At 54.8% G+C, this 26,724-nt stretch carries 23 protein-coding genes and 1 pseudogene; all 24 read right to left on the bottom strand.

Features of this window, described 5'->3' with window-relative positions:
• Positions 1 to 5: 5 nt before the first annotated feature.
• Positions 6 to 235 (bottom strand): annotated as a pseudogene (locus HX805_RS32330) (metallophosphoesterase family protein); the annotation flags it as partial.
• Positions 236 to 485: 250 nt separating this feature from the next.
• Positions 486 to 2,726: a DEAD/DEAH box helicase gene (locus HX805_RS11870; RefSeq protein ID WP_137205889.1), complete on the bottom strand. Its 2,241-nt coding sequence runs from the start codon at positions 2,724 to 2,726 to the stop codon at positions 486 to 488.
• A 107-nt stretch (positions 2,727 to 2,833) separates the two neighbouring features.
• Positions 2,834 to 4,291 carry a DUF6094 domain-containing protein gene (locus HX805_RS11865; RefSeq protein ID WP_137205888.1) on the bottom strand — a complete coding sequence of 486 codons (1,458 nt, stop codon included), beginning with the start codon at positions 4,289 to 4,291 and terminating at the stop codon, positions 2,834 to 2,836.
• Positions 4,292 to 4,313: 22 nt separating this feature from the next.
• Positions 4,314 to 4,919 (bottom strand): hypothetical protein, encoded by a 606-nt coding sequence (locus HX805_RS11860; protein WP_137205887.1) that lies wholly within the window; start codon positions 4,917 to 4,919, stop codon positions 4,314 to 4,316.
• Positions 4,920 to 5,081: 162 nt separating this feature from the next.
• A complete protein-coding gene (locus HX805_RS11855; RefSeq protein ID WP_137205886.1) occupies positions 5,082 to 5,261 on the bottom strand; it encodes a hypothetical protein in 180 nt (59 codons plus the stop codon).
• Positions 5,258 to 5,911 (bottom strand): DUF3275 family protein, encoded by a 654-nt coding sequence (locus tag HX805_RS11850; protein ID WP_137205885.1) that lies wholly within the window; start codon positions 5,909 to 5,911, stop codon positions 5,258 to 5,260. The genes HX805_RS11855 and HX805_RS11850 overlap by 4 nt, the downstream gene beginning before the upstream one ends.
• A gap of 104 nt (positions 5,912 to 6,015) precedes the next feature.
• Complete coding sequence (locus HX805_RS11845; protein ID WP_137205884.1) at positions 6,016 to 6,351, bottom strand: hypothetical protein; 336 nt, start codon at positions 6,349 to 6,351, stop codon at positions 6,016 to 6,018.
• 109 nt (positions 6,352 to 6,460) lie between these two features.
• Positions 6,461 to 6,784, bottom strand: coding sequence for a hypothetical protein (locus HX805_RS11840; protein ID WP_137205883.1), 324 nt, complete (start codon positions 6,782 to 6,784; stop codon positions 6,461 to 6,463).
• Between the two features lie 99 nt (positions 6,785 to 6,883).
• A complete protein-coding gene (locus tag HX805_RS11835; RefSeq protein WP_137205882.1) occupies positions 6,884 to 7,387 on the bottom strand; it encodes an STY4534 family ICE replication protein in 504 nt (167 codons plus the stop codon).
• A 97-nt stretch (positions 7,388 to 7,484) separates the two neighbouring features.
• Complete coding sequence (locus HX805_RS11830; RefSeq protein ID WP_020302989.1) at positions 7,485 to 7,739, bottom strand: hypothetical protein; 255 nt, start codon at positions 7,737 to 7,739, stop codon at positions 7,485 to 7,487.
• 305 nt (positions 7,740 to 8,044) lie between these two features.
• Positions 8,045 to 8,350, bottom strand: a complete 306-nt coding sequence (locus HX805_RS11825; protein WP_137205881.1) for a hypothetical protein — start codon at positions 8,348 to 8,350, stop codon at positions 8,045 to 8,047.
• 924 nt (positions 8,351 to 9,274) lie between these two features.
• Positions 9,275 to 9,715, bottom strand: a complete 441-nt coding sequence (pilM, locus tag HX805_RS11820; RefSeq protein WP_137205880.1) for a type IV pilus biogenesis protein PilM — start codon at positions 9,713 to 9,715, stop codon at positions 9,275 to 9,277.
• A 52-nt stretch (positions 9,716 to 9,767) separates the two neighbouring features.
• A complete protein-coding gene (gene pilV / locus HX805_RS11815) occupies positions 9,768 to 11,045 on the bottom strand; it encodes a shufflon system plasmid conjugative transfer pilus tip adhesin PilV (RefSeq protein WP_137205879.1) in 1,278 nt (425 codons plus the stop codon).
• Positions 11,035 to 11,976: an ATPase, T2SS/T4P/T4SS family gene (locus HX805_RS11810; RefSeq protein ID WP_137205878.1), complete on the bottom strand. Its 942-nt coding sequence runs from the start codon at positions 11,974 to 11,976 to the stop codon at positions 11,035 to 11,037. The genes pilV and HX805_RS11810 overlap by 11 nt, the downstream gene beginning before the upstream one ends.
• Positions 11,977 to 11,986: 10 nt before the next feature.
• A complete protein-coding gene (locus tag HX805_RS11805) occupies positions 11,987 to 12,502 on the bottom strand; it encodes a type 4 pilus major pilin (protein WP_032905001.1) in 516 nt (171 codons plus the stop codon).
• Between the two features lie 20 nt (positions 12,503 to 12,522).
• Positions 12,523 to 13,665, bottom strand: coding sequence for a type II secretion system F family protein (locus HX805_RS11800; protein ID WP_137205877.1), 1,143 nt, complete (start codon positions 13,663 to 13,665; stop codon positions 12,523 to 12,525).
• On the bottom strand, positions 13,655 to 15,214 hold the full coding sequence (locus tag HX805_RS11795; protein WP_137205876.1) for a GspE/PulE family protein: 1,560 nt from the start codon (positions 15,212 to 15,214) through the stop codon (positions 13,655 to 13,657). Before HX805_RS11795 ends, HX805_RS11800 begins: the two co-directional genes overlap by 11 nt.
• Positions 15,215 to 15,226: 12 nt before the next feature.
• A complete protein-coding gene (pilP, locus tag HX805_RS11790) occupies positions 15,227 to 15,796 on the bottom strand; it encodes a type IV pilus biogenesis protein PilP (protein ID WP_137205875.1) in 570 nt (189 codons plus the stop codon).
• Positions 15,786 to 17,117 carry a type 4b pilus protein PilO2 gene (gene pilO2, locus HX805_RS11785; protein WP_137205874.1) on the bottom strand — a complete coding sequence of 444 codons (1,332 nt, stop codon included), beginning with the start codon at positions 17,115 to 17,117 and terminating at the stop codon, positions 15,786 to 15,788. The genes pilP and pilO2 overlap by 11 nt, the downstream gene beginning before the upstream one ends.
• Before the next feature lie 3 nt (positions 17,118 to 17,120).
• Positions 17,121 to 18,929: a PilN family type IVB pilus formation outer membrane protein gene (locus tag HX805_RS11780; protein ID WP_137205873.1), complete on the bottom strand. Its 1,809-nt coding sequence runs from the start codon at positions 18,927 to 18,929 to the stop codon at positions 17,121 to 17,123.
• On the bottom strand, positions 18,929 to 20,068 hold the full coding sequence (locus HX805_RS11775) for a TcpQ domain-containing protein (protein WP_137205872.1): 1,140 nt from the start codon (positions 20,066 to 20,068) through the stop codon (positions 18,929 to 18,931). The genes HX805_RS11780 and HX805_RS11775 overlap by 1 nt, the downstream gene beginning before the upstream one ends.
• Before the next feature lie 762 nt (positions 20,069 to 20,830).
• Positions 20,831 to 22,786 carry a DEAD/DEAH box helicase gene (locus HX805_RS11770; RefSeq protein ID WP_047541118.1) on the bottom strand — a complete coding sequence of 652 codons (1,956 nt, stop codon included), beginning with the start codon at positions 22,784 to 22,786 and terminating at the stop codon, positions 20,831 to 20,833.
• Positions 22,783 to 24,663 carry a hypothetical protein gene (locus tag HX805_RS11765; protein WP_177116879.1) on the bottom strand — a complete coding sequence of 627 codons (1,881 nt, stop codon included), beginning with the start codon at positions 24,661 to 24,663 and terminating at the stop codon, positions 22,783 to 22,785. Before HX805_RS11765 ends, HX805_RS11770 begins: the two co-directional genes overlap by 4 nt.
• A 108-nt stretch (positions 24,664 to 24,771) precedes the next feature.
• Positions 24,772 to 26,676, bottom strand: a complete 1,905-nt coding sequence (gene topA / locus HX805_RS11760; RefSeq protein WP_137205870.1) for a type I DNA topoisomerase — start codon at positions 26,674 to 26,676, stop codon at positions 24,772 to 24,774.
• Positions 26,677 to 26,724 lie beyond the last annotated feature (48 nt).

Here is a 26,724-nt window from a genome sequence, read left to right as displayed (position 1 = left end):
CGGTTTCAGGCTGGGAGATCCAGCAGGGAAATCAGGCACGGTTCGATGCGGTCGGGGTGTATCTCGAGGATCGCCAGCGTGACCGGCAACTTGAAGCGCCGAGGGCCGGCGCTGCCGGGTTTATGTAGAGACGGTTATCGTGCCATTCGATGCGAGGTTTGTGGGAATGGCTGGTGATGATGAGCCTGATGCACGGATCGAGCTCGACGGGGACGTCGGCGATGTCGTAGACGAGCCTGGGAGCCGGCCACGTCGTCACTAATGCCGAGGAGCTCTCGGCAGCAGGGGGCTGCTACTGACCGTGTTATACCTCTCGCAACCGGCAGCTAATGGTCGACTCCCGCCGGCCAGAGCTCACTCCGTGCGCTGGTCAAATCCGCTTCAAACAACTGGTCAAGTCGAATGCAAATGGGTGGTCAAGTCCATCCAATTACGCACATGATTACCTGTGTACAAAAAATGGCCACCCGAAGGTGGCCATGCAGTCATGCAGCAATCAATTGTCTTGCGAGTGCCATTTCAACCGAGTCCCCATCCTGGTTTAACGAATCAAGGCCCGAATCAGGAACATCTCCCGACGTGCTTTGCGCCACGGCGATCTTTTTGGCCATCAGCTGCAGACAGGTGATCTGAGAGCTGTTGGCATAGCCAAAGAAAATCACCCGCACGGATTGCTTCTGCCCAATCCGCCAAGACCGCCGAGCTGCCTGTTGAAGGGTGTACACGTTGTACCCCGTCTGCAGGAACGCGATGGTCGGAAAGTCGAGCAGATCCAGACCGGTCTTAACCAGCTCCGGGTTGGTGATCAGCACATCGATCCCACGATCTACCTGGTCGAGAATCCAATCCTCGCGCCTGGCGGTATCGACTGACGCCCTTAACACCGCCACCTTCAAACCGGCCTGTTCCAGCAACCGTTTGAGACGTGAAGTAGTGTCACGAGTGCCGCTGTACACGGTGTAGACCAAGACTTTGCGGCCTTTGGCTTTTTCCGTGAGGCAGAGGTCGAGCAGTGCCTGTTCCTTGGGCATACGTTGCTCATCTGCAAAGATCGACGGCACAAAAGCCAGCGTGTCCTTGCTGCGTGGGTGTTTGACAATCTCCGGCCGGAAACAGCAGTCTGGCCAGGCCAGCAATACGTTGAGTACAACCCCCAGAAGGGTCGTATCTCGGCGTGCCAGTGCCTGGCGAAGCTCCTGGGTCAGTTTTCCTGCCAACTGCTGATAGGCTGAAGCCTGTTCTGCAGACATGGCTCTGTCGATGAACTCCTCTTGGTACGCCGGCAACACGTTCCCACCGATATCTTTGAGTTTCAGGAACACGGTAAACGGCAGTACGAACCGGTGGATGCCTTTTGGACCGAAGCCTGGGGCCTTCACCGTTCGCACCGAGAGTTTTTTACCCTTGGCGGTTTTGTGTGACTCGTTATCTCGCTCGGTGTAGATATCCTTCAATACGCCGTGATCCCGCATGAACGACATGGCCGCAGGGGCCATGCTGCCGCGTGCGTTTGGTCGATAACCGTCCTCGATCATGCGGCGGGTAAGGATCCGAAATAACAGATAAAACAAGTCGTCGGCATAACCGCCCATAAGCGTACCGGTCAGCAAAACACACTTGCGTGCTTTGGCTGCCAATACGCCCATGGCCTGGCCCTGAGCCGAACCACTGTTTTTGTACTCATGGCCTTCGTCCACCACCAGCAGGTCGAAATATCCATCAGGTAAGTAGCGCTTGATGAATTCAGTGGGTTGGTAACCGCCTTCACCAAATCCAAACTCGATGTTGGCCATGGCACGTTCCATACGCTTGGCCTGACGGTCGTTGAAGATGAAATTGCCTTGAGCGTCCATCAGGTTGATGAACTCGCTGACGTTATCGATCAGCATCGAGGCGAGAAAGTCCTCCCCGAAGTCGTTCAGCAGTCTGTCAGCGCGCACTGGGCCAATGGTCGGAATACGGCACATTGACTTCAAGATGGTTGCTCGGCGCGTTCCGCTTTCAGTTTTGCCTGGGCGCATCAGCGTCCAGAGTGGGCCTTGGCAATGAGGGCAGCTACGACGGCGTTCCTCTTGGTGAAACTCTTCGACGGTTAGCCGGTTGCCTTCCTGATCCTCCAGCAGCCGTCCGCAGTCGGGACAACCGGCAAGGTGATGGTTACCACCCGCACGCCGCGGCCAACACACCGAACGCCAGTGAAACCCCATCCGCATGCGCACGCGCCCGAGGATGAAGAACTCCTGCCGCCCGTCGTAAGGCTCGTTCAGTTGGTCGCGCAGCTTGAGCAACTTGACCAGGCTGTCGGGTCCGTTGAGTACCCAGACGCGTGCGTCTGGGATGGTTTCGAGAATCTCTCGCCGCCACTTGTAGACCAGGTGTGGAGGCGAAACGATCAGGGTGCGGCGATAGCCGGCTTTGTGCATGACGGCGGCTACAGCGATGGCCATCATGGTCTTGCCAGTGCCCATTTCCGCGTTGATCACTGCAGCCTGCTCGTTACGATCCAACAATAAAGCTGCAACGGCTTGTACCACTTCGGCCTGAGCGGAGAATGGCTGACGTTTGAGTTCATCCATCACTCTTTGCCGGGCTGGGTTGATGTGACCGGCGTAAACAGGTGGATTTGATCGGTTGAGTGAGTCCAGCAGCTCATCACCGAACTCGTCGATGAATTCGGTTAGTCCGATGGAAAGAGGTGAAAGTGGGGTATGTGATACGTCGTTCATGGTTGTTTCTCCTGGAAGGATAAAACAGGGCATGCACGACACCCCTGGGGGGTATGGTGAATACCCTGGGGGTTGGTTAAGGGAAGGCCTTATAGGCTGGTAGAGAATCAGTAGTCCGATGGTAGCAACAAGGTGGTTACGCTTCGGTCGGCTTCAGTGATGATCCAGAGCCGGGTTTCATCCCCGGCGTCGATGTCGTAGCTTGAGAACAGACGCTCTCCAGTAGTCAGGGCTCGCTGGTTACTGCTCCAGTCTTCCTGGGGCAGCTCCCCCCAGTCGCCGGAGAAATGCCGTCGCAAGTAGGTGCTTGGATCGAGGTGGCCAAGTTCCACCAAGTGGTGTACTGATTGGGTCAATACCAGGCGTCCGGCTTCAAACGTCACGTGTGAGGTGATGTTCGAGGTTACCGGTGCAATCGGTTTGTCAGGTTCAGGTTGCGGATCTGCCGAAGAGCTGATGGTGACAACGCGTCCTTGGTTGGCAGAGCCTGGCGTCATGTCCCATGCCCTAATGATGGGCACGAAACGATCGGTCAGGATCCTTACCTCAGAAACGTTGCCGTCCTCGTCTTCGGTAAACTCGGTCTTGCGAACCTTGTCTTTGTAAGTATCGCCTTTGAGCACCAGCACTCGACCGGACTTCGAGGTAACGACGCCTGATATTGCGCCGGCAGCCAGGGCTAATGCCAAGTGCCACCGTGACAGCTCTCGTACTGGTGGTCGTGGTTGAACACCCGTTTGACCAAAGTGCAGTGTGAAGTCTGGCCACATACCGCGAAGCTGTTTGACTTCAGAGCTGAGCTGCTCCGGTTCGAGGCTGATGCGATAGAAGTGCTCCAGTTCGCTGGTCGACGACAGGACCCTATAGGGCTCCCAAGACCAACTCTCAGGTAAAACTTCTGCATTCAACGTCCCGGCGCCGATCGCCTGAAGTCGTGCGCGTACGTATTTGACTTCTTGCGGTCGAGCCAGGTCTTGGCGGCGGATTCGTATACCGAATATCACCACCTGCTTGAAGGTTGGATCAGCGGCGTTGTAGATCCGCAGTTCAGTGAAGTGATTGCATAGCCAGCTGCAGAGTTCGTCGTCCAGCACATAGTGTGGAACGATGAACACCAACACGCCGCCGTACTGCAGCAGTGGAAGCGTCCGTTGATAGAACATCTTCTCCAGACGCCGGCGTCCATTGCCCTGGTACTGCGAAGCGCCAGAGTGATCCGCGACCAGATCGCCGTAGGGTGGGTTAAGCCAGAGCAAGCCAAAGGCCTGGCGGCTGATCATAGTGTCCATGAGGTCGCTGTGCAGCACGCGATCCAGCAGCGTCCTGCAGTGCTCAGCACGCTCTTGGTCGTATTCAACTGCGAATGTATCTGTGCGGTCTCGCCCAAGAAAATGAGCTGCTTCGGCCAGGGCAACCCCTTCGCCGGCACATGGATCGCAGATCCGCATCTTGCCGGTGGGAGAGGGGGCCAATGCCTGCAGGGTCCGTTCCAGAGTCGTTTCGTCGGTAGGGTAGTAGCCATTGCGAGCGAAGTTGCGCGCCAAGCGTGGGAACATCAAGGCCATGATGAGGCTCCTGATTCGAGGCTCAAAACTGAGCGTGGGTTGAGAGAAGCCCCTGGCGGATCAGATCACCCAGGGCGGGTTCAAGTACGTCGAGCTGCAGCGACAAACGCCAGGCCGAGATAGCGCCTAACGATCCCGGTAGGGACTGCAACATGTCGTGTTGGGTGAGCACTTCCATAACTTCGTTATGCCAATGCGGTAGCAGCGGTAATGGGCATGTATCCATGACCAGGGGCCGAAGCTTTTGATGAGGCGATTGCCCGTCCTGTAGAAGGGCGTAGGAGAAGTGGTTGGCCCGGTCTGGCTGCGCGCAGCGCCGGTCGAACAGCCAGAGGTGTACCAGGCTGCCGAATAACGTCCCGCGAAATTGCCGGGTGGTTCGTTTCTCCAACATGTCGACGTTGGGGAAGACTGGAAGACTCCGGCCGTCGACGACGATATGAAACTGGTCCAGGCCGTTTTCAGCAGAGCCGAGGGTCAGTCTTGCCAAGAACTCCTGCAGTGCCGTGTCACGGCCCCAGGCCGAGAGAAACACCAAGTTACGCTGCTCGTCGCAGGCACAGGCATCCACATACAGATCAGGACATTCATCAACCTGATACAGTCGTGTGAGAGAAGGTGTGGACATTGAGCATCCTCCGGATCGGAGGGCAGCCCCGGTCCCAGAAGGGCAGGACGCTGCCCCTCTGGGTTAATGGTAGGTGGTTTAACGATCGCGCTTGAATGAGCGGGTGTGTGGATCGAAGCTTGTGGTCGTGTCGCCTTGGAACAACGGCGATTGACCAATCATTCAGAGATTTACCCGGTACAGGGGGCGCAGTTGTAGGGCAGCGTTCGCTTGCGTTTCTGTCAGTCCGATTTCGGTGAAGTGCTCGTGCATTTCGTCATCATCGGACACTTCGTTGTTGGTCAGTTGGCCTTCGACGGTCAGCAGGATGTGTTCACCGATGTCTGAGAAAATAGGATTCATAACGTGCTTCCTTGGTGGTGTGGCTCCCGCAAGCTGGGAGATTGGCAATTCCAGGTTTGTTGCTTGAAGTCCAGCACATAGCCAAGCTCGCCGAGGCGAGTGCATTGCTGACGTAAGAGCTGACGGTCAACGGTGGTGTCAAGTTTGACGGCATGCCCCAGTGGCCAGATCGTGCCAAACAGTACCGCGTCTAGCTCTGTGGCATTTTCCGAGCTGGGTAGTGGCATCCCAAAGGGGGCATCCTCTGGTGATGACGGTTTATCGAAGTTGCTTACAGTCGTTGTGATGGGGAGCGTTTTGCGCTGTCGCGCTGGCTTTGTTTGAGTTGAAGACGATTCTTCATCTATGGGATCTGGCTCGCTGGGTGAAAGCTTGGCAGCGTCTTCCGCCGTCAAGTTGTCCACGTCGTCGAGACTCATGCTTTCGAGCTTGGCCCGGATCTCAACCACTAACCGGCCGGCGGTTGAGTAGTACGAGGGGCGTATTTCAGTGATGAGGAAATCACCTCTGTATTTGCCTTCATCGTATTGGTCGAGAAGCGCGTCTTTGATAACGAACTCGCCGATTGAGGTGGATAGCCGGCCGACGTTGAAGTCGCCATTGCGGCCGCTGATAGTGCGGATGGCCAACTGGCCTGGGATGTTGATCATGGGCAGCTCCACACTGCATGGGTGTAAGGCTACGAGCATTACTCGCACAATGAAAAAAGCCCGACAGTGTCGGGCTTGGGGTGGTGCAGTGAGTTCAGAATGGTTTATGGGCAGGAGGTATGGGTTTCTTCCTTGAGTGAGATGTAGAGGTAGAAAGCGCCAGGTGGCGATTCAATTCTGTCAATTTTCAGGTCCAACCAAACTCGATCTGTGCTGTTGCCGGCGGGCAGCAGCCGATAAAGGCCGAAATGGATCAGATCGCTGTCAGGTTGCAAATTCAGCTCTCGGTAGGCCTCCAGGACAACATTGCCTAGTCGCTCACTGATAACAGATACATCCTGTGGGTTTTCAATATGCACCGCTTCTTGCCAGGCCCGAGGCGTTAAAACGACCGGGAGTTTGAGCAAGTCAGACGACACGAGGTTATTGGTGTTTTGCATGGTTTACTCCAGGTGAGAAATCACCTGGCCCGTACGGGAGGTGATTTCCCGTAGGGTGTGTTTTGGACGTTGTGGCGTGAGTGCCAGAAGCCGTCAGTGTTTTAGGTTGTTAGCAATCGTCGAAATCGTCTGGATCTGGATGCAGATCAACACGACTGCGAGCTTTCCAGTACTCATCGAGGAGCCCGAATTCCGTAAGCATTGGGTTAGCTTTTGGAGTGATTCCAGTAAGGACGTCTATCTCTGCCAGGATACTGATCTTGAACGACGCTTCATCCCGAAGGAATTGAGACTCAAGGTATCTTGGGCCATCCTGTGTATCGAGGGCTGTTTCGATTGGAAGTTTTTTTTCCAAATCAGTGTAAACGCGAGCTTGAGCGGCAAGTAGACCGATCTCGATCAGCAGCTCCAGGCGTGGGACGAAGTGCATCATGGTGGATCTCCTAGGTTCGGAAATCACCCATCCCGAAGGGAGGTGTTCCCTTCGAAATATCAGAATTGAAAGGCACCCCGGGGGATGCCTTGTTCTCAATCATGCGGACTGACGCATTTGCGCGTCAGGCTGTTGTTGACCATCTTCCGAATTGTCATCAGCGTTACCTTCCTGGTTTGCCAGGAGCTCAGCAGAGTCTTTCGGTTTGGCTTGGTAGACAGTATCGCCATCGACCTTGATCCAGCCGATAAAAAGAAGACGTCCTTTGAGGCTGGCTCCAGGTTGACCCTTCTTATCGCCCTTTTCATAGATAAAGCAGTCGGTCCAGATGTCACCGATACGGAAGCTCACAAGGACCTTCTTTCCTGCATCAACAGCAGCTTGGCTACGACGAATCAGCTTTTCAGCTTCGGCGCCGACGACATTGCAGTCGATGTAGGAGTACTCGGTGTCGTTAGACGAACCGCGTAATGCAGCAACAGTGACAGCCATGAATGGCTTGCCCTTGCCGCGTGGTTTCACCTCACGGATACGGTTGAGATAACCAATACCAGTGGTGTGCAGGTCGAAAAACTTGGTTTCGTTGGTTTGAGTAGTGCTCATGGTGATTCTCCAATTTCGAAATAGCAGAAAGCGGAGAAACACTTCGCCCTTGGGGGAAAGTATTCCCCGCGAGGGTGGGTAGAGCAAAAGGGGTTGCTTAGTGCAGCATGAACTTCACTGCGGTGATAATCACACCGGCAGTAAATGACATCATGACGCCCATGCGCAAAGTGAGTTTGAGTTCGACCTGAGCGATATCAGATTTCAGTTCAGTTCGAAGAGCGGCAATATCAGCCTTGGTTGCGAGTAGCGATTGCATGTCGGTCTCCAAAGCTTCAATAACTGCATTTGCTTTCTGTTCCGGAACGTTGATCGAAATCAGCGCTTGGTAGAGAGCCAGTTCGGTTTTCATCAGACCTCCAAAAAATTGAGAGGCCTGCCCTGACGGGAAAGGCCCGTCATGGGTGGGAAAGGTGCTTCCATCGACAAAGTCGACTGATCGCGCTACCGGAAGCTATGGCGATCTTGGGAGTGGATCAATGCGGTAAACCGCATCGTAGTCTTTCGGATCCAGACTACATGGGCATGTTGCTGACGACGTCAGCTATACATGGGTACAGCATGAAAAATCCTGTTGCTGATTGTCAAGCCCCAGGTGAAGGGTTTCAGAGAAACCTCCCCAGCGGGAGGTTTCCTGCTGGGGTGAATGAAAGAGGTTTAGCAAGCAGCAGGTGTCAGCTGTTGAGCCTTGCCTGGGAAGCGCCGTTTGCGCGCCGGCTTTTCGACCTCACGAGTATTAGCCTTGTACCAAAGATTCAGATCAACACCTTTGGCACGGACCATGGCTGGCAAGTGATCCATTTCACGAACCATGCTGTCAGAAACGCAGGGTGGTGGAAGCTGCCCGTGAGATTTCGCCTGCGGCTGATCTGCTGGACGTATGTTCGACTTCTTCATGGCACGCAAAAACTCTCGGGCAACAACGCCGAGTGCAAAACCGAAATTATAAGTGAGTTTGGACATGGTGATTCTCCTGCAGGTTGAGATGCGGAGAAAACACTGGCCCTGTGGGGAAGTGATTCCCCGCGAGGTGAGTAACATCAGATGCTTCTATCGACGATTGTCGACCGACCGCGCTACCAGAAGCTCAGCGGTCTTGGGCGAATCAACACGATTGACGTGTCGCAACCTTAAAGATCCTGGTTGCCTGGGCATGATGCCGACGACGTCAGCAAAGCACGCTCATATAATCGAGGGGGGATTGAGAGGTGTCAAGCGGGGAGGGATATTTCGGTGAGGTCAAAGCAGATCGAATTTTGCAGGAGAAGCTACCGAGAGTAGCTGGGTCAACAGTCACTCTCGGATGTAGTACTAAGCGTCTTTCAGAAAAAATACCACCTGTGTGGGATAAAGGCGTCATCGATCCCTGGGCTGTGATCTGAACGTCTCACTTCCTACACCTGGCCGATTATCGTGGCTGAGGCCAGCAAACATAAGGCACGCATCCGCGCACAAAGGGAGCCCTGCGTTTCGCCGGCGGGCCACCGGCAGGGAAAAGCAGCTACCAAAGGGTAGCCTGATAATCCTTCGCAAGATCATCAGGCTACCCTTTGTGTGAGCTTTAAAAAATGTGGGCCACAACACCAGTGTGGCCCTGAGATTACTGTGCTTCGAACCTCATCAAAGCCCTATGTGCCTTTGAACTCGCAATTCACGAGTTAGACGGCTGCGTGTCTGGCTTGAACAGGGAGACACAGGGAAAGCTTTGAACCAGATCCGCACGCCCTTCCCGGAGCTCAGCGTGCTTTGGGGATGGAGATGAGGCGAACCGCATCTCCGGGCGCTACTGATGACCGCCAGTAGCCAACGGGGTGGAAACGTTGTTGCGTGCATTATGTTGTTAGGCTGGTGGATATGCAACATAGCCAGTGTTGACCTGGGCTTTGGTCAGTTCACTGCAGTGACGGCACCATCAGGTACTGCAGATGGAATAGGGATACCGGTCACTCCAGCTTTCGGGGAGACAAGCACTCCCGCGCGATTTACACCAACGGTAGTCGACTGAGTCAGATCGACCAGCGTCGATGGCATCCCCGCCGGCGCCGTGCCGTTGTAAAAGGTGTAGGTTGTTCCGGCATTGATGTAGGCCTCAATACCGAGCGGTTTCAAATACCACATCGGTAGGTTCAGTGCAGTGTCGTCAGGCTTTCCAGAGAAGCCAGGATTGGACTGCGCAAACCCGGCGGCAGCCGATCGGTAAACAAGAAAGTTCCGTCCAAGTGAATCAACTGAGGCGAAGTCGGAGGCGGTTTGGGCCCGTTGCTGGGTTTCCATCAAGATCCCCGTGGCAATGATCAGAATCATCAAAACAGCCCATTGCAGTGTCATATTTGGTGATCTCTACGCTTGCGAAGGACAGCAAAACAGGCATGCAATGTTCTCATTCATCTTTGTAGCAAGAATAAGAGACGCACGGATTGCAGCCACCGATGGCAACGGCAAACTGGGTATTTGTTCGGTAGCCCACTGGACAACTGCATGAACCTGTATATGGATTTGGCCCAGGGCAGCCGCCAGCCGTATGCGTGGCTGTCCAAAATGAACCGCCCCATCTGCCTGCGCCGCCTACACCTTTCCATACGCCGTTCTGACAAGAGAGCACTATTCCCACTGCACTCTTTGCAATGAGCGTGCGATCGCTGCAGGCGGAACCTTCTGTAGCAAGGCCCCCGACGGAGATGAATTCGTTGGTGGCGATTCGATCGTAGGCCGTTATTTTGCCGGTTGAAGTGATCTTCCCACCCCAGAGCTGGCCGCCGGTTGAGAAGTTTTTGTCGTTGTACACCTGGACCCAATCGGGGCTGTTCTGATAGATACCGCCTCCCCATTTTTCGCTGTACCAGCCAGTGTCGCCCCGAGTTCTGAACCATCCACCCGTGTACGTTTCGCCCGTGACGTTCGCGGTCGCCGCGTTCACATTCGCGGTTGCTGTGACGTTGCGAGCTGTCACGTCGGCTCCAGTCGTAACGTTGCCAGAGGCGGAGATGCTCCCTGCATTATTAATGTTGTGGTTGCCCATACCAAGGTCAGTATTCATCGTGTTGAGCTCAGGATGATTTGGCACAGCATTTCGATACAAGTAATCGTTGGCCAAGGCGCCGTCCATGAGAAACAGTGCACTGGCAGTGTGGCCTGGCCCAGGCGCAATGGAGTAATTACTGAGCGCGACTTGCCAGCCACCGCGGATGCCTTGAACGACGTTAGGGTTGGTTGTAGATATGAAACCACCAGGTCCTCCAAGGTTTTCAGCAATGGCACGCACACCCATTTCCGGAAGCGTCTGTCCGCCCGTGGTGACCACAATCGCTTCTAGCTGATTGGGATTGGGTTTTCGAGCCAGGCCTAGAATGGTCTGCCCGAAAACATTGGTAGAGCTGAAACCCGCTGGCAGGTAGTTGGTACTGATGAGCATCGGCACCGTAATTTGCACTGGCACGGTAGCCGACGCATTAGCGAGCACTACGTTGAAATTGTCCTTCAAGTACTTGGCCTGGGCCTCTGAAATAGTTCGCTGCTGATCGGCCGCAATTCGATAGTCCTGGCCATCCATTTGTTTGATTTGCCAAACCATCGCCAAGGTCACAACCACACCAAATACGAGCAACCCGATTGCCATATCCAGGCTCAAGAAGCCCTGTTGTTTAGTTTTACTGGTCATTCCAGAGGCTCCTTGATGATTGGTGAGCGATATCTTGTTCCAGCAGTGTGATCTTCCCTGCATGGACTTTCTCTCGAATGCTGGCACTGTCAGAACCCGTGAAGAGCAGGCTCTGCAGTGTCAATCGACGAGTGCCCTCACTGCCCGACGACAAAGCCTGGTGAACGACGGCTACAAGCCCTTTGGAAAGTAATTCACGGGCGTTACTCAGCAGGGGCTGCGCTAGGGCTGATATACGCTCAATACCTTGAGTGACGCTGCCGGCATGGCCGGTGCAAATAATTAGGTGCCCGTTGATGGACGCCTGAATGACTTGTGCGGCGGTTGCACTGTCGCGAATTTCACCGACAAACAACAAATCAGCTCGGGTGCGCAATGCCAATATCAACGCCTCCTCGTAGCCGCCCATCCTGCGTGAGACTGGAACCTGGATACAGCGTCCATTGCCGTGTTGACCGTTTAAATAGGGTTCCGGTGGGTCCTCTACAGCGACGCAGATTCCCCCCCAGGTTTCAAGACGCGCTTTTACCAGCGAGGCCGCGCTGGAGGTTTTCCCAGAGTCCATTTCGCCGCAGATAAAAATCAGGCCACGGACTGTTTCACTCATCAGTTCGTCCTGGAGGTAATCAGGCAAGCCCAACATGTCCAAGGGACGGATCTGAACCGATGATTTGCTCAGGACGAAAACGGGCTTGCCGTTCAAGTCCAGCAGCTGTGTGACGCGAAGGACTACTCCATCTTCAATCAGAGCGAACTCAGGATCCTTTGTCTCAGCGTATTTCGCTTCACATTGCACACGTAAGCGGTCAAGCGCTGTCCGCCACTCGACGGGTGCTTCAACCCTTCGCGCCTGACCCGGCAGGCCTTTAGCGTCGGCAAATCCGTCTCCCAGATACAGGTCGACGAATTCTGCTTCGGAGATCACGCTCACACTGGACTCCTTAGTACGAAGTCCAGGCGATGGTATTGGCATCCGATGAGCAACTGGTCGCAGCGGCTACCGCTGTGATTTCGCCGGCAATGGCGGTACCACCGTTGATCGCCGTCGTGGTCTGTTTGTCCTTGGCCATGTTGGACGCAAGCGTGATGCAGGCATTCTTGGGAAGGTTGGATTCGGTGATGGTGAAGGTCATACCATTACTGGTCACAGTAACGGCGCCGTTCCAACGGTTGGATAAAGCGTTGCCATTAATGCTCATGCCGCCTGTGGCCTCCAGGTTGATCAAGGACGGGGCCAGGTTGGTACCGGCCGTTGCGTACCCAGTTGTGCTTTTCAGCCTTTTGGTATTGCTCAGCAATGTACCCAGGTTGCTCTGTTCGATGGTGACGTCCGAGCTGCCGAACGTCCTGTACCCCATGAACACGATAAAACCGAGTGCCACGGCGATCAGCATCAGCCAGAACATCCCGTCCAAGGAAAGGAATCCGCGCTGGTTTTGGCGGGTATTTGTTCTCATCTTTACGACCTCATTTGGGTTTATTTAAGGGTTTCAGTCACATTGCCGGCCAACTGGAAGATGCCGATCACTACCAGAATCATCATGATTCCCATGGCCATCGAGGACACCCCAATAAGCGACTTCGCGATGGCCTCGACACGCTGGAGCGTTTGCTCCAGCCAGCGGTTGGAAAACCTTTCCATTGATTCGGCGAAGCCTTTGCGGGTGGCGAGCACTTCAAGAAAATGCATGGCCATTGGGTCTGGAAATTCATGGCCAGCAAGTTTCAAGGCGGTACCGAAGTTTTTGCCGGCACTGACACCGTAATGAATGGCGCTCAACCGTTCCTTGAGCCATGGAGATGCGTTGCGCTGCAGCGACTTCAATGCGTCGAGCTGGTTGATGCCTGAGCGCAACATCACGGCCATGTTGAGCAAAAAGATGGAACCGTGAAGCGCCTTGTAGACCGACCAAGGGGGAAGGTGCTCTGCTCGGACTCTCAGTACCTGGAGCAATTTGTTCAACTGTAGCTTCCATGACGGGCTGGCGGCCGTGATCTGAAGTCCGCAAAACACCGGCAGGGTGAAGATCGATACGAGGATGAAGATGACGACCGCGATCAGGGTCACCAGTCCGTAGTGGGTCACGAAATTCGATAGGGCGTAGAGAAACGCCGGCACACCTGTCCAGGCATCGGGATTGGAGCGCTTTGTCATTGAAGGCACCATCCACGCGGCGATCACATACAGCAGCGCTGCCATAACGCTCCACACCACCGAAGGGTAAACCGTGGCTGAGGCCACCAGCTTGCCGATCCTCTGGCGTACTTCAATAATCCTCACGCAATCCCTAAAGGCCTGCACCAGGTTGCCGGTCTCTTCCCCGGAAGCGATCAGTGAGTTTTCGTCATAAGGCACCCAGCCTTCGCATGAAACGCTGAACGACTTACCTCCTTTGACCGATTGCGCGATTTCACGACAGGCAATCGATACGGGATGACGTTTTTGGCCGTTATCACTGAAAGCCCGCGCAACAGTATTCAGGGCATCTTCAAGTGAAACGCCATCCCCATGGATGCCCATGAGGCTCTCATAGAATTGGATTCGCTCGTTTTTGCCGAACTGTTTGGCGTAGAAGGTTTCTGCCCAGCGGTTCAGCACCGCTCTGATTTCACTCAGCATGGGCGAGCTCCAGGGTTTGCCGGTCAAAGTCCAACGGCCCGACCATCATTTCGGCGTGACGTGGATCTACCAAACCTTCTTTTATCTTGAGGATTGTGTGGGCAGTTTTGGTGATACCGCCCATTTCCTTCACCCAGTATCGGCGTGCTGCACTGGCCCCTTTTGTATTGAAAACGTGCATGAAATTGTTGTCGGTGATGAGCGCCTCCGCGGCTACCGTACGATCAACGACGCCCAAACCTTTGCAGTGTGGGCATCCAGAACCTTTGAGGTAGGTCAGGTCGACCGCGTCCAGGCCGCGCAGGCGTTGCACCAGTGCACCGTTGAGCTGGTCCAGATGAGCAGCAGCAGGTACACGACAGTGAGGGCATAGCACGGGAAGCAAGGACTGATTGACGATGCTGGTCATCAGTGCGGGATCTGTCACGAGGTAGCGGTCTACCCCCATGTCGATTAGCCGCTGAAGCCCTGCCACTGAGTTATTGGTGTGCAATGTGGAGGACACCAAGTGCCCGGTCATCCCACCACGGAAAGCCGCTTGGGCCGAGGCCAGGTCTCTGATCTCCCCATACATCAGCACGTCCGGATCGAGTCGCATCGAGTTGGTGATGCCGTCGCTCCAGGTTTCTCCTGCGCCTAAAGGGGACTGGTTGGCCATGATTGGATATTCGGGCGGATCCTCCATGGTCAAAATGTGTTTTGTGCCACCGCACTCTTCATAGAGCAGGTTCAGGTTGACCTGCTGAGTCTTGGATTTGCCGGATCCTGTGGGGCCGGTGACCAAGTTCACGCCATAAGGAAAGCTGCGGATACGGCTAAACGCCTCAATTTGCTCGAGGAGAAAACCGAGAGCCTCAAGGGTCATTTTGGTTTTGTCGTCATACAGCAGACGCAGAACCATCAGAGGACCTTCTACGAGCGGCCTGGTGGCAACCCGGGCACCAAACAGACCAAGTTGATCCACGTAGGATCGTTTGATACGTGCGTCCTGGCTGACTTGTGGCTGGTAGTGGTCTTTCGCAACATCACACATGCTGTTATAGAGGGATGAGCAGAGCTCAAGGCCCACCTGACTTTGATGCTGCTCTGCCTCCCACAACAGCCCGTGGATGCGAAAGAAGATCTTGGTGATGTCGTGGCCCACAACAAAGTGAACATCGCTTGCATTATCCCGATGTGCCTTGCCTAGCAGTTGTACCACCTGCGCCTGGCGTTTGGTCTCGGTGGTCGAGAGGGCTCTGCCATTGGCGTCGTCATTCGCCTGGTAGAGCGCCTTGATCGTGCTCATCGAGCAGACCTTGACCGCAAACTGATGATTTTTGTGTTCTAACTCATCCTCGAAAGCCATGACATAGGGATCGGTTTGATGCTGGGCAGACACATAAAGGATTCCATCGTTGGTCAGTGCGCACAGCTGACGTAACTCCGGTTTCAGCTCGAACGATCCGCCAGGCGCAGTGAGCAATTGCTGATGCGAATTCAGCAGCGCGGCAGCGGCCTCATCGAGAACTGGTTCCGCTTCAGTTTGTATTTCAGTCAAAGTCGTCATTGGCTCGCACCTTCACCGTTGTCCTTGGATAAACCCGGGCAGCGTGCTGGCTGACGGGATACTGCCGGAGACCGGGTTGCTACTACTGGAGGCGCTTCCCGGTGGAACATTGGAAAACCCGAGGGGAAAGCGCTTGCCATCACGTTCCAGTGTCACGCTGTCCAGGGTGAGGTTCGCCACGCGGTAGCCTCCTGGGAGTTCCCGCGACGAGGCGTCAGCGTCCACTTCAAATCCGCTGCTGTAGAGCAACGTGGCACGAAGCCGCCTTGCGGAGCCGAATATGGCTTTAACGACAGGCAGTTCTTGCTGGGTATCGGTAGCGCGTGTGGCGGTAATAGGGGGTGGGAGTAGGCCTTGAGGTACGAATGAGGCTGGAGACTGAGCGGTTGAATGGTTGTCTTCGCCATTGATTGACCGCTGAGCCTGAGCCCTTTCCGCCTGCGCTTTGAGGAGGATCGTCTGACTTTGAACGATGGCCAGCTCTCCTACGTTGACACCGGCCAGGTTGCTTTCTGCAGCGAAGCTCACAGAGGAGCCAAGAGCAATCACGGCGCAGATCAACTGCAGTTTTTTATTTCGCATAAAGGTCACCTGTTACTGACCAGATAAGATGGCCAGCCTGATACTCGGTTTTGATTTCACTCAGCCGTAGGCCTTGACTGGGGGCACTGGACAAAGAGTCCAGTGGCGTAATCCCGGTGCTGTAACGCAGTTCGAATAGCTTCCACTGAGGTGGAGGAGGCGGTGGTGGAGCAGGCTGACCAGGTACTGCCGGCGGGATCGGAACAACGACCGGCATCTCTTTCAAAACGGGGTTTTGCCCGAAGCTATTCAGCCAGGAAGATAAGTTCGCCAACATGACGATCGCTTCTTCGAGCGGTTCGTCGCCTGCAGCCGGTAAGGAAATGTCGAGCTTCAACGTGGCCGAGTTGCCCTCGTCAAAAAAGGCTGGCCGATCAGAATAGTGGCCCTGAGTGGCCTGTATCAGTTCATCGGCCGTGCTATTGCCCGTGCGCTTGTACGATGACAAGACCTGTGTGCCATCGCAGATCGCCTTCGTGAAGAGCCATCCTTTAATGGACAGGGGGGACTGATAAATAACGTTGCTGCAACCCACAAGAAAGTCTGTGACGGAGGGCCGTTTAGCCCAAGGGTGCTCCAGCGCCTGGGGCAACTGTTCCACGCCAGACTCTTGCTGCAACCTGGCTAACTCTGCGAGTCGAAGCTGTTCAGCCTGGAAAGCTGCTTCTTTGGCTATCCGGTCCTGATGACTCTGCCATTGAACCCACGCGATGATGCCGGCAACGATCAGCGCACCAACCATCGTCAGTTGCACCAACTCTGCTTTGGATAACCCAAAGACAAGTGGCCTCAGTCGATACTCACGTTTCAAATGCGAGGGTTGGAGCAGCTCGTCAACGTCGAGCGGTTGGCCACCCATTTCAAATTCTGAAGGCAGGTACTCCTGGCTGAACTGGATGCCCCGACTGCGCTGCTGAACGACTCTCCGACGAACCTCGGCACCGGTGCCGATCATGTCGCATCCGGATATCACGCCTCCTTGAAACACCGCGACAAGGGCGTATTGGTCAAGGTCAGCGTCCGTTCTCCAGGCCGCAATCCACGAGTCCCCCAACTGGCCTGCCAGGGTCGCTGCGAGCGAGTACATGCCTTTGGTGACTTCGTCACTGCGCGCAACGAAACCGGCCTGGATGATGGCCGGTGTTCTGCGAATGGCGACGATATCTAACTGGTGTTCACGGCCGTACTGCCGTGCTTCCTTCATGTGGCCGGTGACGCTGCCCAATGGATGCCAGCGTAGGCCTGTGACGAATGATTTTCCTCTGTGCTGCAGGACCTGGACCCGCGCAGAGCGTGTGCTTTTTGCGATTTCCGCGGCCATGACTTAACCCTTGAATGCGCTGCAACGCAGCAAAGGGCTGGGGCAAGAGCCCCAAGGATCATTGGCGGCAGGAATACTCCGGGCGCTAGGGCTTCCAGTGTCGCTATCAACAACAGGTGTAATCAGCACGACCAGCACGTTGTGCTCCGTGCTGCGGATGCGACTACCACCCAGGCCGAAGAATCCAGGATCACCGACACCGGATTTGGTCGCGTTTTCGCTGTTCTCCTCAAAGCCGGTCAGAACCAACGTTTGGCCGCTGCGCAATTTGACTTTGGGAGACAGGTTCCTGGTGTCGTAATCGACTGTCTGAACGCTGGAGCCGTTGCTGGTGAAGGGCGTGAAGGTGGGTTTGCTGCTCATGCTCAAGGTGACCATCAACAGCAGGTTGTCCTGGTCGATAATGCGAGGAAGCAACATCATGTTGAACCCGCTGGTGATCGTTGCGGGAGTCAGTGATGTGGACGATCCGACCGAGGCTGTTGTGGTCGTAGAGCTCGAGGCAATATAGCTTTGCACGTTACCGACTTGGATAGGTGCAGGCTGTAAGTTCAAAGTTGTGATCGAGGGAGATCGGACGTTTGAAACTCGATACTGTTCAGATAGCGCTTTAATGATCAGATTCGACCCAGCCCAAGGTGACTTGGAGGTATCTAAAACATTGAACGAGCTGGAGACCGCATTAGTGGTAATTCCAGTGGTGGCATTTTTTAGGGAAAAGCCCCACTTGCTGCTCAGGTTAGTGTAAACCGCAGACCAATCTAGGCCTGTTTGATCCTTGTCGGTGAGGGTCACTTCGAAAACTTTGACATTAAACAGCACCTGGCGGGTGATGCTGCGGTTGAGGGAGGCCAAGTACTTCGAAACGTTGGAAAGAACCTCCGGGCGATCGCTTACCGTCAAAGTCCCAGTGGACCGAGAAAGGAACATACGACCCTGCGGCTGCTGGCTTAGCATCGCTTGGACGTTTTTTTCAATGTCCCCGATCAGTGATGTTTTGATTGAGACGGTGGTGCTCTGGTTGCTGCCAGACTCGCCCGACGCGCCTGATGATGAAGATCCGCCACCCCCTCCGGAGCTCCCGCTGCCCGTGGATGTCAGCAAACCGGATTTCACAGTGCTTTCAATGACCTGATCATCACCAAAGGCCCAGACATCGAACGTTTTGGTATCGAAGTAGGTGATGTGCACGCTGCGATCATCGGATAAATAGTTCCATGCCAGGCCCTGTTGAGCGGTCACCTGATTCAACAAACCAGACAGCTTGCCGCTGTACTTAACTGGGATTGAACGAGGCGCAAAGAGCCCATCCATACTCGAAGATCGGGCGTTGCTCGGCATGTTGCCGATGACACCGGCTGGCATGAAACTGGACAAGTTATCCGGCGAGGCCATAACCGGAGGCGAATTAGATCCTGCGTTACCTTGATTGCGAATGGATAGGACGCTTGGATCGATCGCATCTGGAGCCACGATGACCGGAACGCCACACTCGCTCGTGATGTAGTTCGCGACCTCTGCGATCCCAACGTTGTAAGAAGGGCGATAAGTAATGTCGCAATCCATAGCCAGCGGCAAACCGCGCTTGGCGACCATGGGTTGCATTGAGACCCAAGGCTTGTCACTAAAAACGACGGTTTCGCGTGCCGGCTCTTGTTGCTGACTTCGCAAGAAGCGGCTGTATTGGGAGGCGGTCGCTGCGTCGTTTTCGGCACGGCTGGCCGACTCATTCACGCGCTGCAGTGAGCAGGAGCTGATCAGAGCCATGACCAGTAATGAGGCTGTGCCTCGAATCCAGAGGCGTACAGTCATCATTTTTTCCTCTCTGCGATGTAAAGCACCAACTGTGCTGGGCTGCCGTCCACGACGAATGACCGAGGGGCTGAGTCGTACAGCGGAAAGATCTCTTTGATAGCCTCTTCAAAGCTGCCTTCGAATCGAAGCGGGGCGTCAATGGGGTAATCCAAGTCGTCGACCTTCCAGATCAGCGTCCATTTGGCCCTTGCTGCCCAGGCTTCCACGGTTTGCCGAAGTGTTGAGCCAGTGGTCGCCGTCCATATCTGGGCCAGCGGCTTTGGAGCGGTTACCACCGCGAGAGCAGGCTTTGGCGCGACTGAGGTACTTGAGGCAACGTTTCCAGACTTCCCAATGCTTGCAGGCTGAGTGGTAGAAGCGTTAAGCGGCGAGTTGACTGCCGGGCTCGATGTGGATTTCCCGGAAGAGGTCGTAATAGAGCCATCCTTGGCGGGCACTGCTGGGGTAGATACTGGGGTTGCAGCTGCAGGTGCTGCAGGAGCGGTTTTGATCGGCGCCGGTGAGGGTACGGCGGCGACCACAACGGTGCTGGGCGTTTCGCCGCTGGTGGTGTTCTTCGGAGTCGCTGAAGCCGATGGAGTGGAGGGTACGGAGATGGCTGCCACTTGGGTTGGGGCAGTGCGCGATGTTTCCGGGAGCTGGTAACCAGGACGCAGCACGTAACACACCTGGCGATTCACTTCGTCCACCTTCACCTGCCAGGCCGGACCTGCGAGTACTTGCAGCGTGTTGCGCAGTGTCATGGGTCCAAGCTTGTACTGGGCCGCGGGGAGTGGTCGCGTGTAAAGGATGTTGACGTGATCGGTGTCGGGCGAGCACAGCGTGTAGCCGGAACGGTCCACGACGTATTGCATAGCATCGCGCACATTGGGGTGCATGTTGGCAGGAATGCTGATGTCAATGATCTGAGCCATCAGGTCACGCTGACCCGAGTCAGGAAAGGTACTGACCAGGGTGTAACGCCCATAGCGTACGACCGGTTCTTTTTCAGGCACGGCGCCGCTGGGGTAGAGGTCCGGCGTCAACATGTCCGGGTTACGGCTGCTATCAAACGCCGGTTTAGGCGCCTGTGGCGTGTGGGTTGCGCAACTGGCGACGAGCGCGAGCAGGGAGAGTGTGGTGAAGTGCCTGATCATGTGCCGAAAGGCCCCCTTTGATGATGGAGGCACAGTGACAGTCGGTCATTGACGGTGCAGCAGGAAATAGAGAACTGCGTCGCAAGGTTTTTATGCGATCGCTAGCTCGTTGGGCGATTTCTCACGCCAATGAAAATGACCGGTTTGTTTTCGCCCGTCTGCGGTTCTTTTCAAGAAGAGCCCACATGCTCACGCAAAACGCTACAGCTCCCCCAAGATCCATGCAGAGCTGATCCGTCTGAAAAAAACCATGGGCTGCAACCTGGCCCATTTCCCATTGCAGGGAGACCAGGACGTAACTACATGCTAAAGCACCCGTCCAATGGGTGAGGTAACTGGGGCGTACCCTTGTCGTCAGCCATCTACGAAACTGCACAAATGCCAATATTCGCATCTTCGACTTTATGAAATGTGGCTTATTTGTAATGGAGGTGGCGAATAGAATTATTGCTACAAATGCAGCTGGTACCGCGAAGCCTGTTGTGAAGTGTTCAACAAGGCTCGCATTTCCAAATCCAACAAGCTTGAAAACGCCGCGTATTGGGAGGTGTGTCTCGTAGCGGCTTAAGTATGCAAATAGCGCACACATGAGGGCGGTGGCTACTAGAAAGTACAGCTTAATTGGAAAAGACGTTCTTCTCATAACTACCCCATAACAATTTTTCATCTTCGCGAATTTTACACATAACGCGGGTGCTCAAACCAAGCTGTCAGCACAAGAATATTGCGGAATCCAGACTTGAGGAAAGCCTACTGAATTGCTTACAAGTAATTCACCAGTTCGGATCTAGTGTTGGCCGCTGCATCCGGCTCTATCAGGTCGCTCGCTAGTTGTCGTTTATCCATCAGCATTTGCCATAGCATCTGATCAATGGTGTTTTCCACCAAAGGGATTTTTACAATGACCATGCGTAGTTGCCCATTCCGGTAGGCTCTATCCTCAGCCTGATCCTGTAGTCCTGGCGTCCAGGGCAGCCCCAGGAACATGACATAGTTGGCAGCAGTCAAGTTATTTCCGGTACCGGCGGCAGAAGTGGTCGCAGCGAACACTCTGGCGTCAGGATCACTTTGAAAACGGTCGATCGCTTTTTGGCGTTTGCCGAGGGAGTCACTGCCTACCACGGTAACGCAACCGTATCCGGCTTGCTCGCACTCAGTACGCAGCGTGCTGACGGTGTCCTTGAACTCACAGAACAAGATGACTTTGTCTTCCACATCCAGTTCGCTCAGCAGCTCCATGACGACCCGAACCTTCACCTGCTCCAGCAACTGGCGCAGCGAGCCTAGCCTGGCAAGACTTGGTCTGTCTTCAAAGCGTATCCGGTCGTATTCACGACGTTCCTCGACTGACAGCTCTACCGGCAAAGTCTGCCGTTGCTTACCCTTGAGCTCCGTGAGCACGTCTTTGCGGCGCCTAAGCATCCAGTCGCCAATCGCCTCTCGAAGGTTCTTGCGAAACTCTGGGCTGCCGGCGAACTGTTCGCAGAACTCTTTGAGTGACAGCTTCCCAACGGGATGGCCGGAAAGCCGCAATAGCGTGTGAAGTTCTGACTCTCGATTCAGGACGGGTGTACCGGTCAACAAATAGCGATTGGGCACCTTGGCGGCAATGTCGAAGCCATGGCGTGTCCACGCTGCGGTGGGCTCTTTCAGGCGGTGAGCCTCATCGATGATCATCACTTCAAAATGGCCGGCCTGCAGGACATAGTCGCCCAAGCGCTCGTAGTTAATGATGGTCCACTGCAACGAGGGATCGAAGACCTGCTGGCCTATTCTGGCCTCGGGATACACCATCTGGATTTCACGTTGCCAGTTGATAATCAGGGTCGACAAGGTGATGACGAGGATGGGTCCGTCTCCCGCTCGAATAGCGGCGGCGATGATGGCCTGACGTGTTTTGCCTAGGCCCATGTCATCAGCGAGTAAAGCGCTCGTTCGTTGCAACAAATGCCGGATGCCTGCCGGTTGATGGTCCAGCAATGAATGCCCCGTCAACGCCTGGTCGATTTGCTCGCTAGTGAACTCGGTCCGCTCGATGGATGGCACAGCGGCAAGGTAAACGTCTGTTGAGACTTCCTCCTGCCCGACTGGGGCTGCGCGCTCTTGCGGCGGGCCTCCGAGGCTGATGCGGGTGACTTCATCAGCGGGAACAATGGAACCGTCGGTCAGCAGCTCCTGCACGGTATCCAGGATCTCGAACTGATCTTCATAAAGCCCCAGCTCAAGGATGAGGTTGGAACGCACCAGTTCGGCGGTCGAATCAATGCGCCAAGACTTGGACTGGCCAAGGAACACTCCGTGCATACGCCGAGATACCGCAACGGCTCCAGGGTGATAATCGCCCGACAGCAGAATGCCTCCCTGAGCCAGTGGAGCAATTCGAAACGTTAGACCCCAGGTGAATGCTTGCCGGTCTGGTGATTGTTGTGCTGCTGAAAGTTTTGCCGAGAAGGTCTGCCAGCTCTCGTTGAAACGGCCTTCCGTCAATTCCATCAGACGGTGGAAGAGCAGATCCAGGTCATCCAGCAATTTACCCTTGGGCAATCGCCAGTAGCGATGTTGAGGATGCTCCGCACGGCGTATGTAGAACCCATCACGCTCAAGAAACAGGCGGTTGGCCCCCTCGACGTACTGCAGCAGAATCCCGAAGTCATAGCCGTCGAAAATCACCTTTTCGACAAGATGGGGCCGACTATTCAAAAGGCGCGGACGGCTCATGTTCTGCTCAGGCGCTGGTTGATCCATTCTGTGCACGCTTGAGCGTGTAGCTTTTTCCGGTTTCGATTGGTATAGCGAGGCATGGATAGTGTGTGGTCGGGCCATTCCAGGTTGATCTGGAGTTCACCCGATTTGATTTTTGCCCAAAACCATTGGTAAGCCCGGTCAACCCTTGAGCCCGACCTAGGGGTGCGATTGCGGAGCCCTCTCAGCTGTATCGTGACCAAGTGTTTAGGAGTCAATTTTGCTGGTGTCTTGCCCCAGGCACTCTCATCCATTTGGATTTCGGCAGAGGCCAATGATTGCCCGTTTTCGCGTACTGAAAAAAGACGGCAGTTGCCTCGATAAGCGCTGTAGTCGTAACCATCAATGCAATGGCCTAGCGCTCGATGTTCTGCATCAAGGTCCGCTGGGCATTTCAGCTCGACAATTTGCAGCCCATTCGGGCTTACGAGAAGTGTGTCGTTCGAATTAAGCAGCGTACTCCAGGGCCTTAAAGAGTCTGCTTTTGTTTGGGGATCTGCGGCATCAAGAGCTTCACGTATGTCTGTCAATGCCAGGTGAAAGCCATCCACCAAGCTGGCGATCTGGTGATAAGTAGCGGTAGCAATGAAGCTTTTGAGTTTTTGCAGTGCGTCACGGGCATCGGATCCGTCGCTTTCATCAATGCTATTAAAAACATCATTCAGATCTTGTAGCTTATCAGCAATTTGAGGCCAATCAGGGTTGGACCACTCTGTCGGGCATCCTGAGAAAAACCTGCTCCAGTCTTTTGTCTGCTCCGAAAGTTGATAGGGAATCTTATCCAGCAATGCAAAAAAGGTTTTCCAGTGCGTCTTAGTCGATGGGCGGCGGTTGCCCATTGATGCTCCAAGCAGCAATCGATGCCACGGAGTTTCCGGACCTTCACGGTTTATTCGTGTCAATGCGCTGCCGGTATCAAAAACGCGTTGTTGGCCCAAGTACCGAACTGATGTTCTTGGAGCTTGTAAGAGCCATGCCAAGATGTCGATCAGGGGGAGGCCAGCGTCCGTGATACGGCCCACTAGGCATTCCCTGGATTCCACGCAGTAGTCGTCGTCGCGCAAGATAGGTCGAAACTCTTGAAGTTCATCCCATGGGCTTTCCAGGAAAATCTTTTGCTCTTCGTCCCATGGCCAAGGCCATTGGTTGGCCAAAACTAAGAGAGGGATTAGCACCGGTTGAGCCTTGAGGGCTTGTAGTCGAGATACGCGGTTCCCTTGAGCCAGCCAGTTATAGAGCTTTGGGGAAGGGCACTGCGCTGAACGAATAGCGAATAGAAGTTCCTGGTCCAGGCACTGGCAATACTGCTTCAGCGTGCTGCCGATCTGTTTCAAGTAAAACTGCGTGCGCGGGTTGAAGTAACGATTGTTGCTTACCGACGCATCCGAGCCTTTGCGAATAAAACTACCCAGATCCTCAACCGCGAGCGCAACTGCTGCCGCTCGTGCAGACTTGCAAAACGACGTCAGAAGCACATCAGCAAACCAACGCCCCTTAAATCTCAGCAGCAGCTGCTGGGCTACCTGGACGGACGGCTTTTTTTTATGTACGCGATCTTTAGTTACGATCTTGCAGGCCATTAATTGCTGGCCGTCGAAGTACTGAAGCTGGTTGCCGATCCTGGCCAGAACCTGGCGCGTTTGAGCATTGGTACTGTCCCATGCCACACACCAGCAGCGGGAGTGGATAATAGAGTTGAGGTAATGCTCGGTGAACGAGGTCAGGAGGGAAGGTGAGATCTGAAAGTGCAAAGCCCAAGTCTGGGCCACTTCAATCTGGCGATCTGAGAACTTTTCCAGCTTCGGCGCTAAGATGCGCAGTCCCAACACCGATTGTCTATTCTGTTCGCTCACCCATGACCTCCTCCGCAATTCGCAGAGGAATGTCAGGTACGGAGGAGGTACGTTCCAGCGTTAATGCATAACGCCTTTAGCAGTGAATTATGCTCTCGGTAGTAAGGGTTAAACCCCTCTGGGTTTATCGAGGTCTGGTTTGCCATTCAGTGAGGGAAAGCTGACTTTGCAGCCATTGGATCTGAATCCGGTACAACCCCAGAAGTCATACCCGCCGTCCCCTTTTTTCTGCCGCCTTGCGAGAGGTTGATTGCATTTAGGGCAACTGTAAGTCTTACTCGCCGGTGCCGTTCGGGGACTTGATACCATGGGGACGCTAGGCATCCCACGTTGCTGTGACAGTTCCTCTTCCAGGCGCTTATGCAGACGTGCAACGACGGCGCCGTAGGTGTCTTGGCCCTGGGCGATTTTGTCCAAATCGCGCTCCAACTCCCGCGTAAAATCCAGCTCCACGAAACTGAAGAACCCTTCGAGCTTTGCGATCGTTTCTTCACCCAGCGAGGCCGGTACCAACTTACGGCTTTTTTCCTCGATCAGTCCTTTGCTGGTGATGTTCTTCAAGATCGAGGCGAACGTACTGGGACGACCGATACCGCGCCGTTCCATTTCTTTGATCAGGCTGGCCTTGGTGTAGCGTGACGGTGGTTGAGTTTTCTTCTTCAGCAGTTCGCCGCTGTGGACTGAAAGAATCTGTTTTGGAGTGAGCGCTGGAACAGGGTTGTCTGCTTCTGCGTCTTCCTCCTCATCCGTATCATCGCCCTTGAGCACCTTCATCCATCCCGGATGACAGAGTGTTTTTCCCGATGCAGTGAAGCGCAGCGCTTTACCGCCAGGACCAACGGCGAGCAGTTTCGCAGTGCGCACGTCGTAGATGGCGGCTTCGAGCTCGCTGGCCAATGCCCGAACCCAGATCAGCCTGTACAGGGCCAGTTCGTCATCGTTTTCGCCGGCGGATCGTTCGGACCAATAGGTCGGTGTGATGGCAGGGTGGCCTTCCTGCGCGCCTTCGGCCGCTTTGAACGTGCGCCGTTCATCTACGGCTTTCATGCCAAGGGCGTTGGCTACGGTTCGAATATCCGCCATGGCTTCATCCGGAACATTGGGGTTGTCCGTCCGGTGATAAGTGATCACGCCTTGCTCGTACAAGCGCTGGGCAACCTGCATAGTCTTGTCCGGATCCCATTTCAAGGCGTTGCTGGCAGCTTGTTGAAGGGTCGACGAGATGAATGGTGCGGGAGGGTGACGTTCGGCCTTCCAATCCTCGCAGGACTCTACAACGACGTTGCGTGTGCCGGCGACCATTTGTGCCAGGTTGGTGTCCTGAACGTAGGGGAAGTCCTTGCTTGCGAAATCCGGTACCGGTTGCCACTCGGCATACCAAGTGGTGCCCCGACTTACATCGGCAAAGAACAGACGCACGCCAAAGTGATTGATCACCTGAAAGTTGCGGATCTCGCGTTCGCGCAATACCACGAGAAACACCGCGGGTGATTGAACGCGGCCAGCAGAAGTAGGTTTACCCATCAGGCGCCGCAACTCTTGGGTCACCAGGTAACCCACCAAGCGATCCAGAACACGCCGGCATTCCTGTGAGGCAACCCTGTTCAGATCGATTTGTCGTGGATTGGCCAGTGCCTCTTCAACGCGCTTGAGAGTGATCTCGTTGAAGGTAATACGTTTGTAGTTTTTGACCGCCAGTACCTGCTGGATGTGCCAACTGATGCTTTCACCTTCACGATCAGGGTCGGTTGCGAGGTAAATTTCACTGGCCTGTTTCGCTGCGGCCTTGATCGTTTTGACGGCCCTGGCGCTCTTATCCAGGATCTCGTACACCGGTGTGTAGTTTTTACGTACTCCGGTGGTGATCATGCTGTCGTCCTGACCTTTGGCCGGCAGGTCGCGGATGTGCCCACCACTGGCAACCACCTGCCAGTCTTCGCCTGGGCGTAGCTTCTTCATCATTGGCTGGAGCTTTTTCAGCTTACCAGGTGCCTCGATGATCAATAGCTTCACGGTGTGTCCCTCTCAGATAATCAGAGCGGGACTGTTGCGTCAGGCGGG

The organism is Pseudomonas sp. G5001 (genome assembly GCF_013385475.1).
Classification (GTDB): domain Bacteria; phylum Pseudomonadota; class Gammaproteobacteria; order Pseudomonadales; family Pseudomonadaceae; genus Aquipseudomonas.
This window is presented reverse-complemented; position numbering and strand designations above follow the sequence as displayed.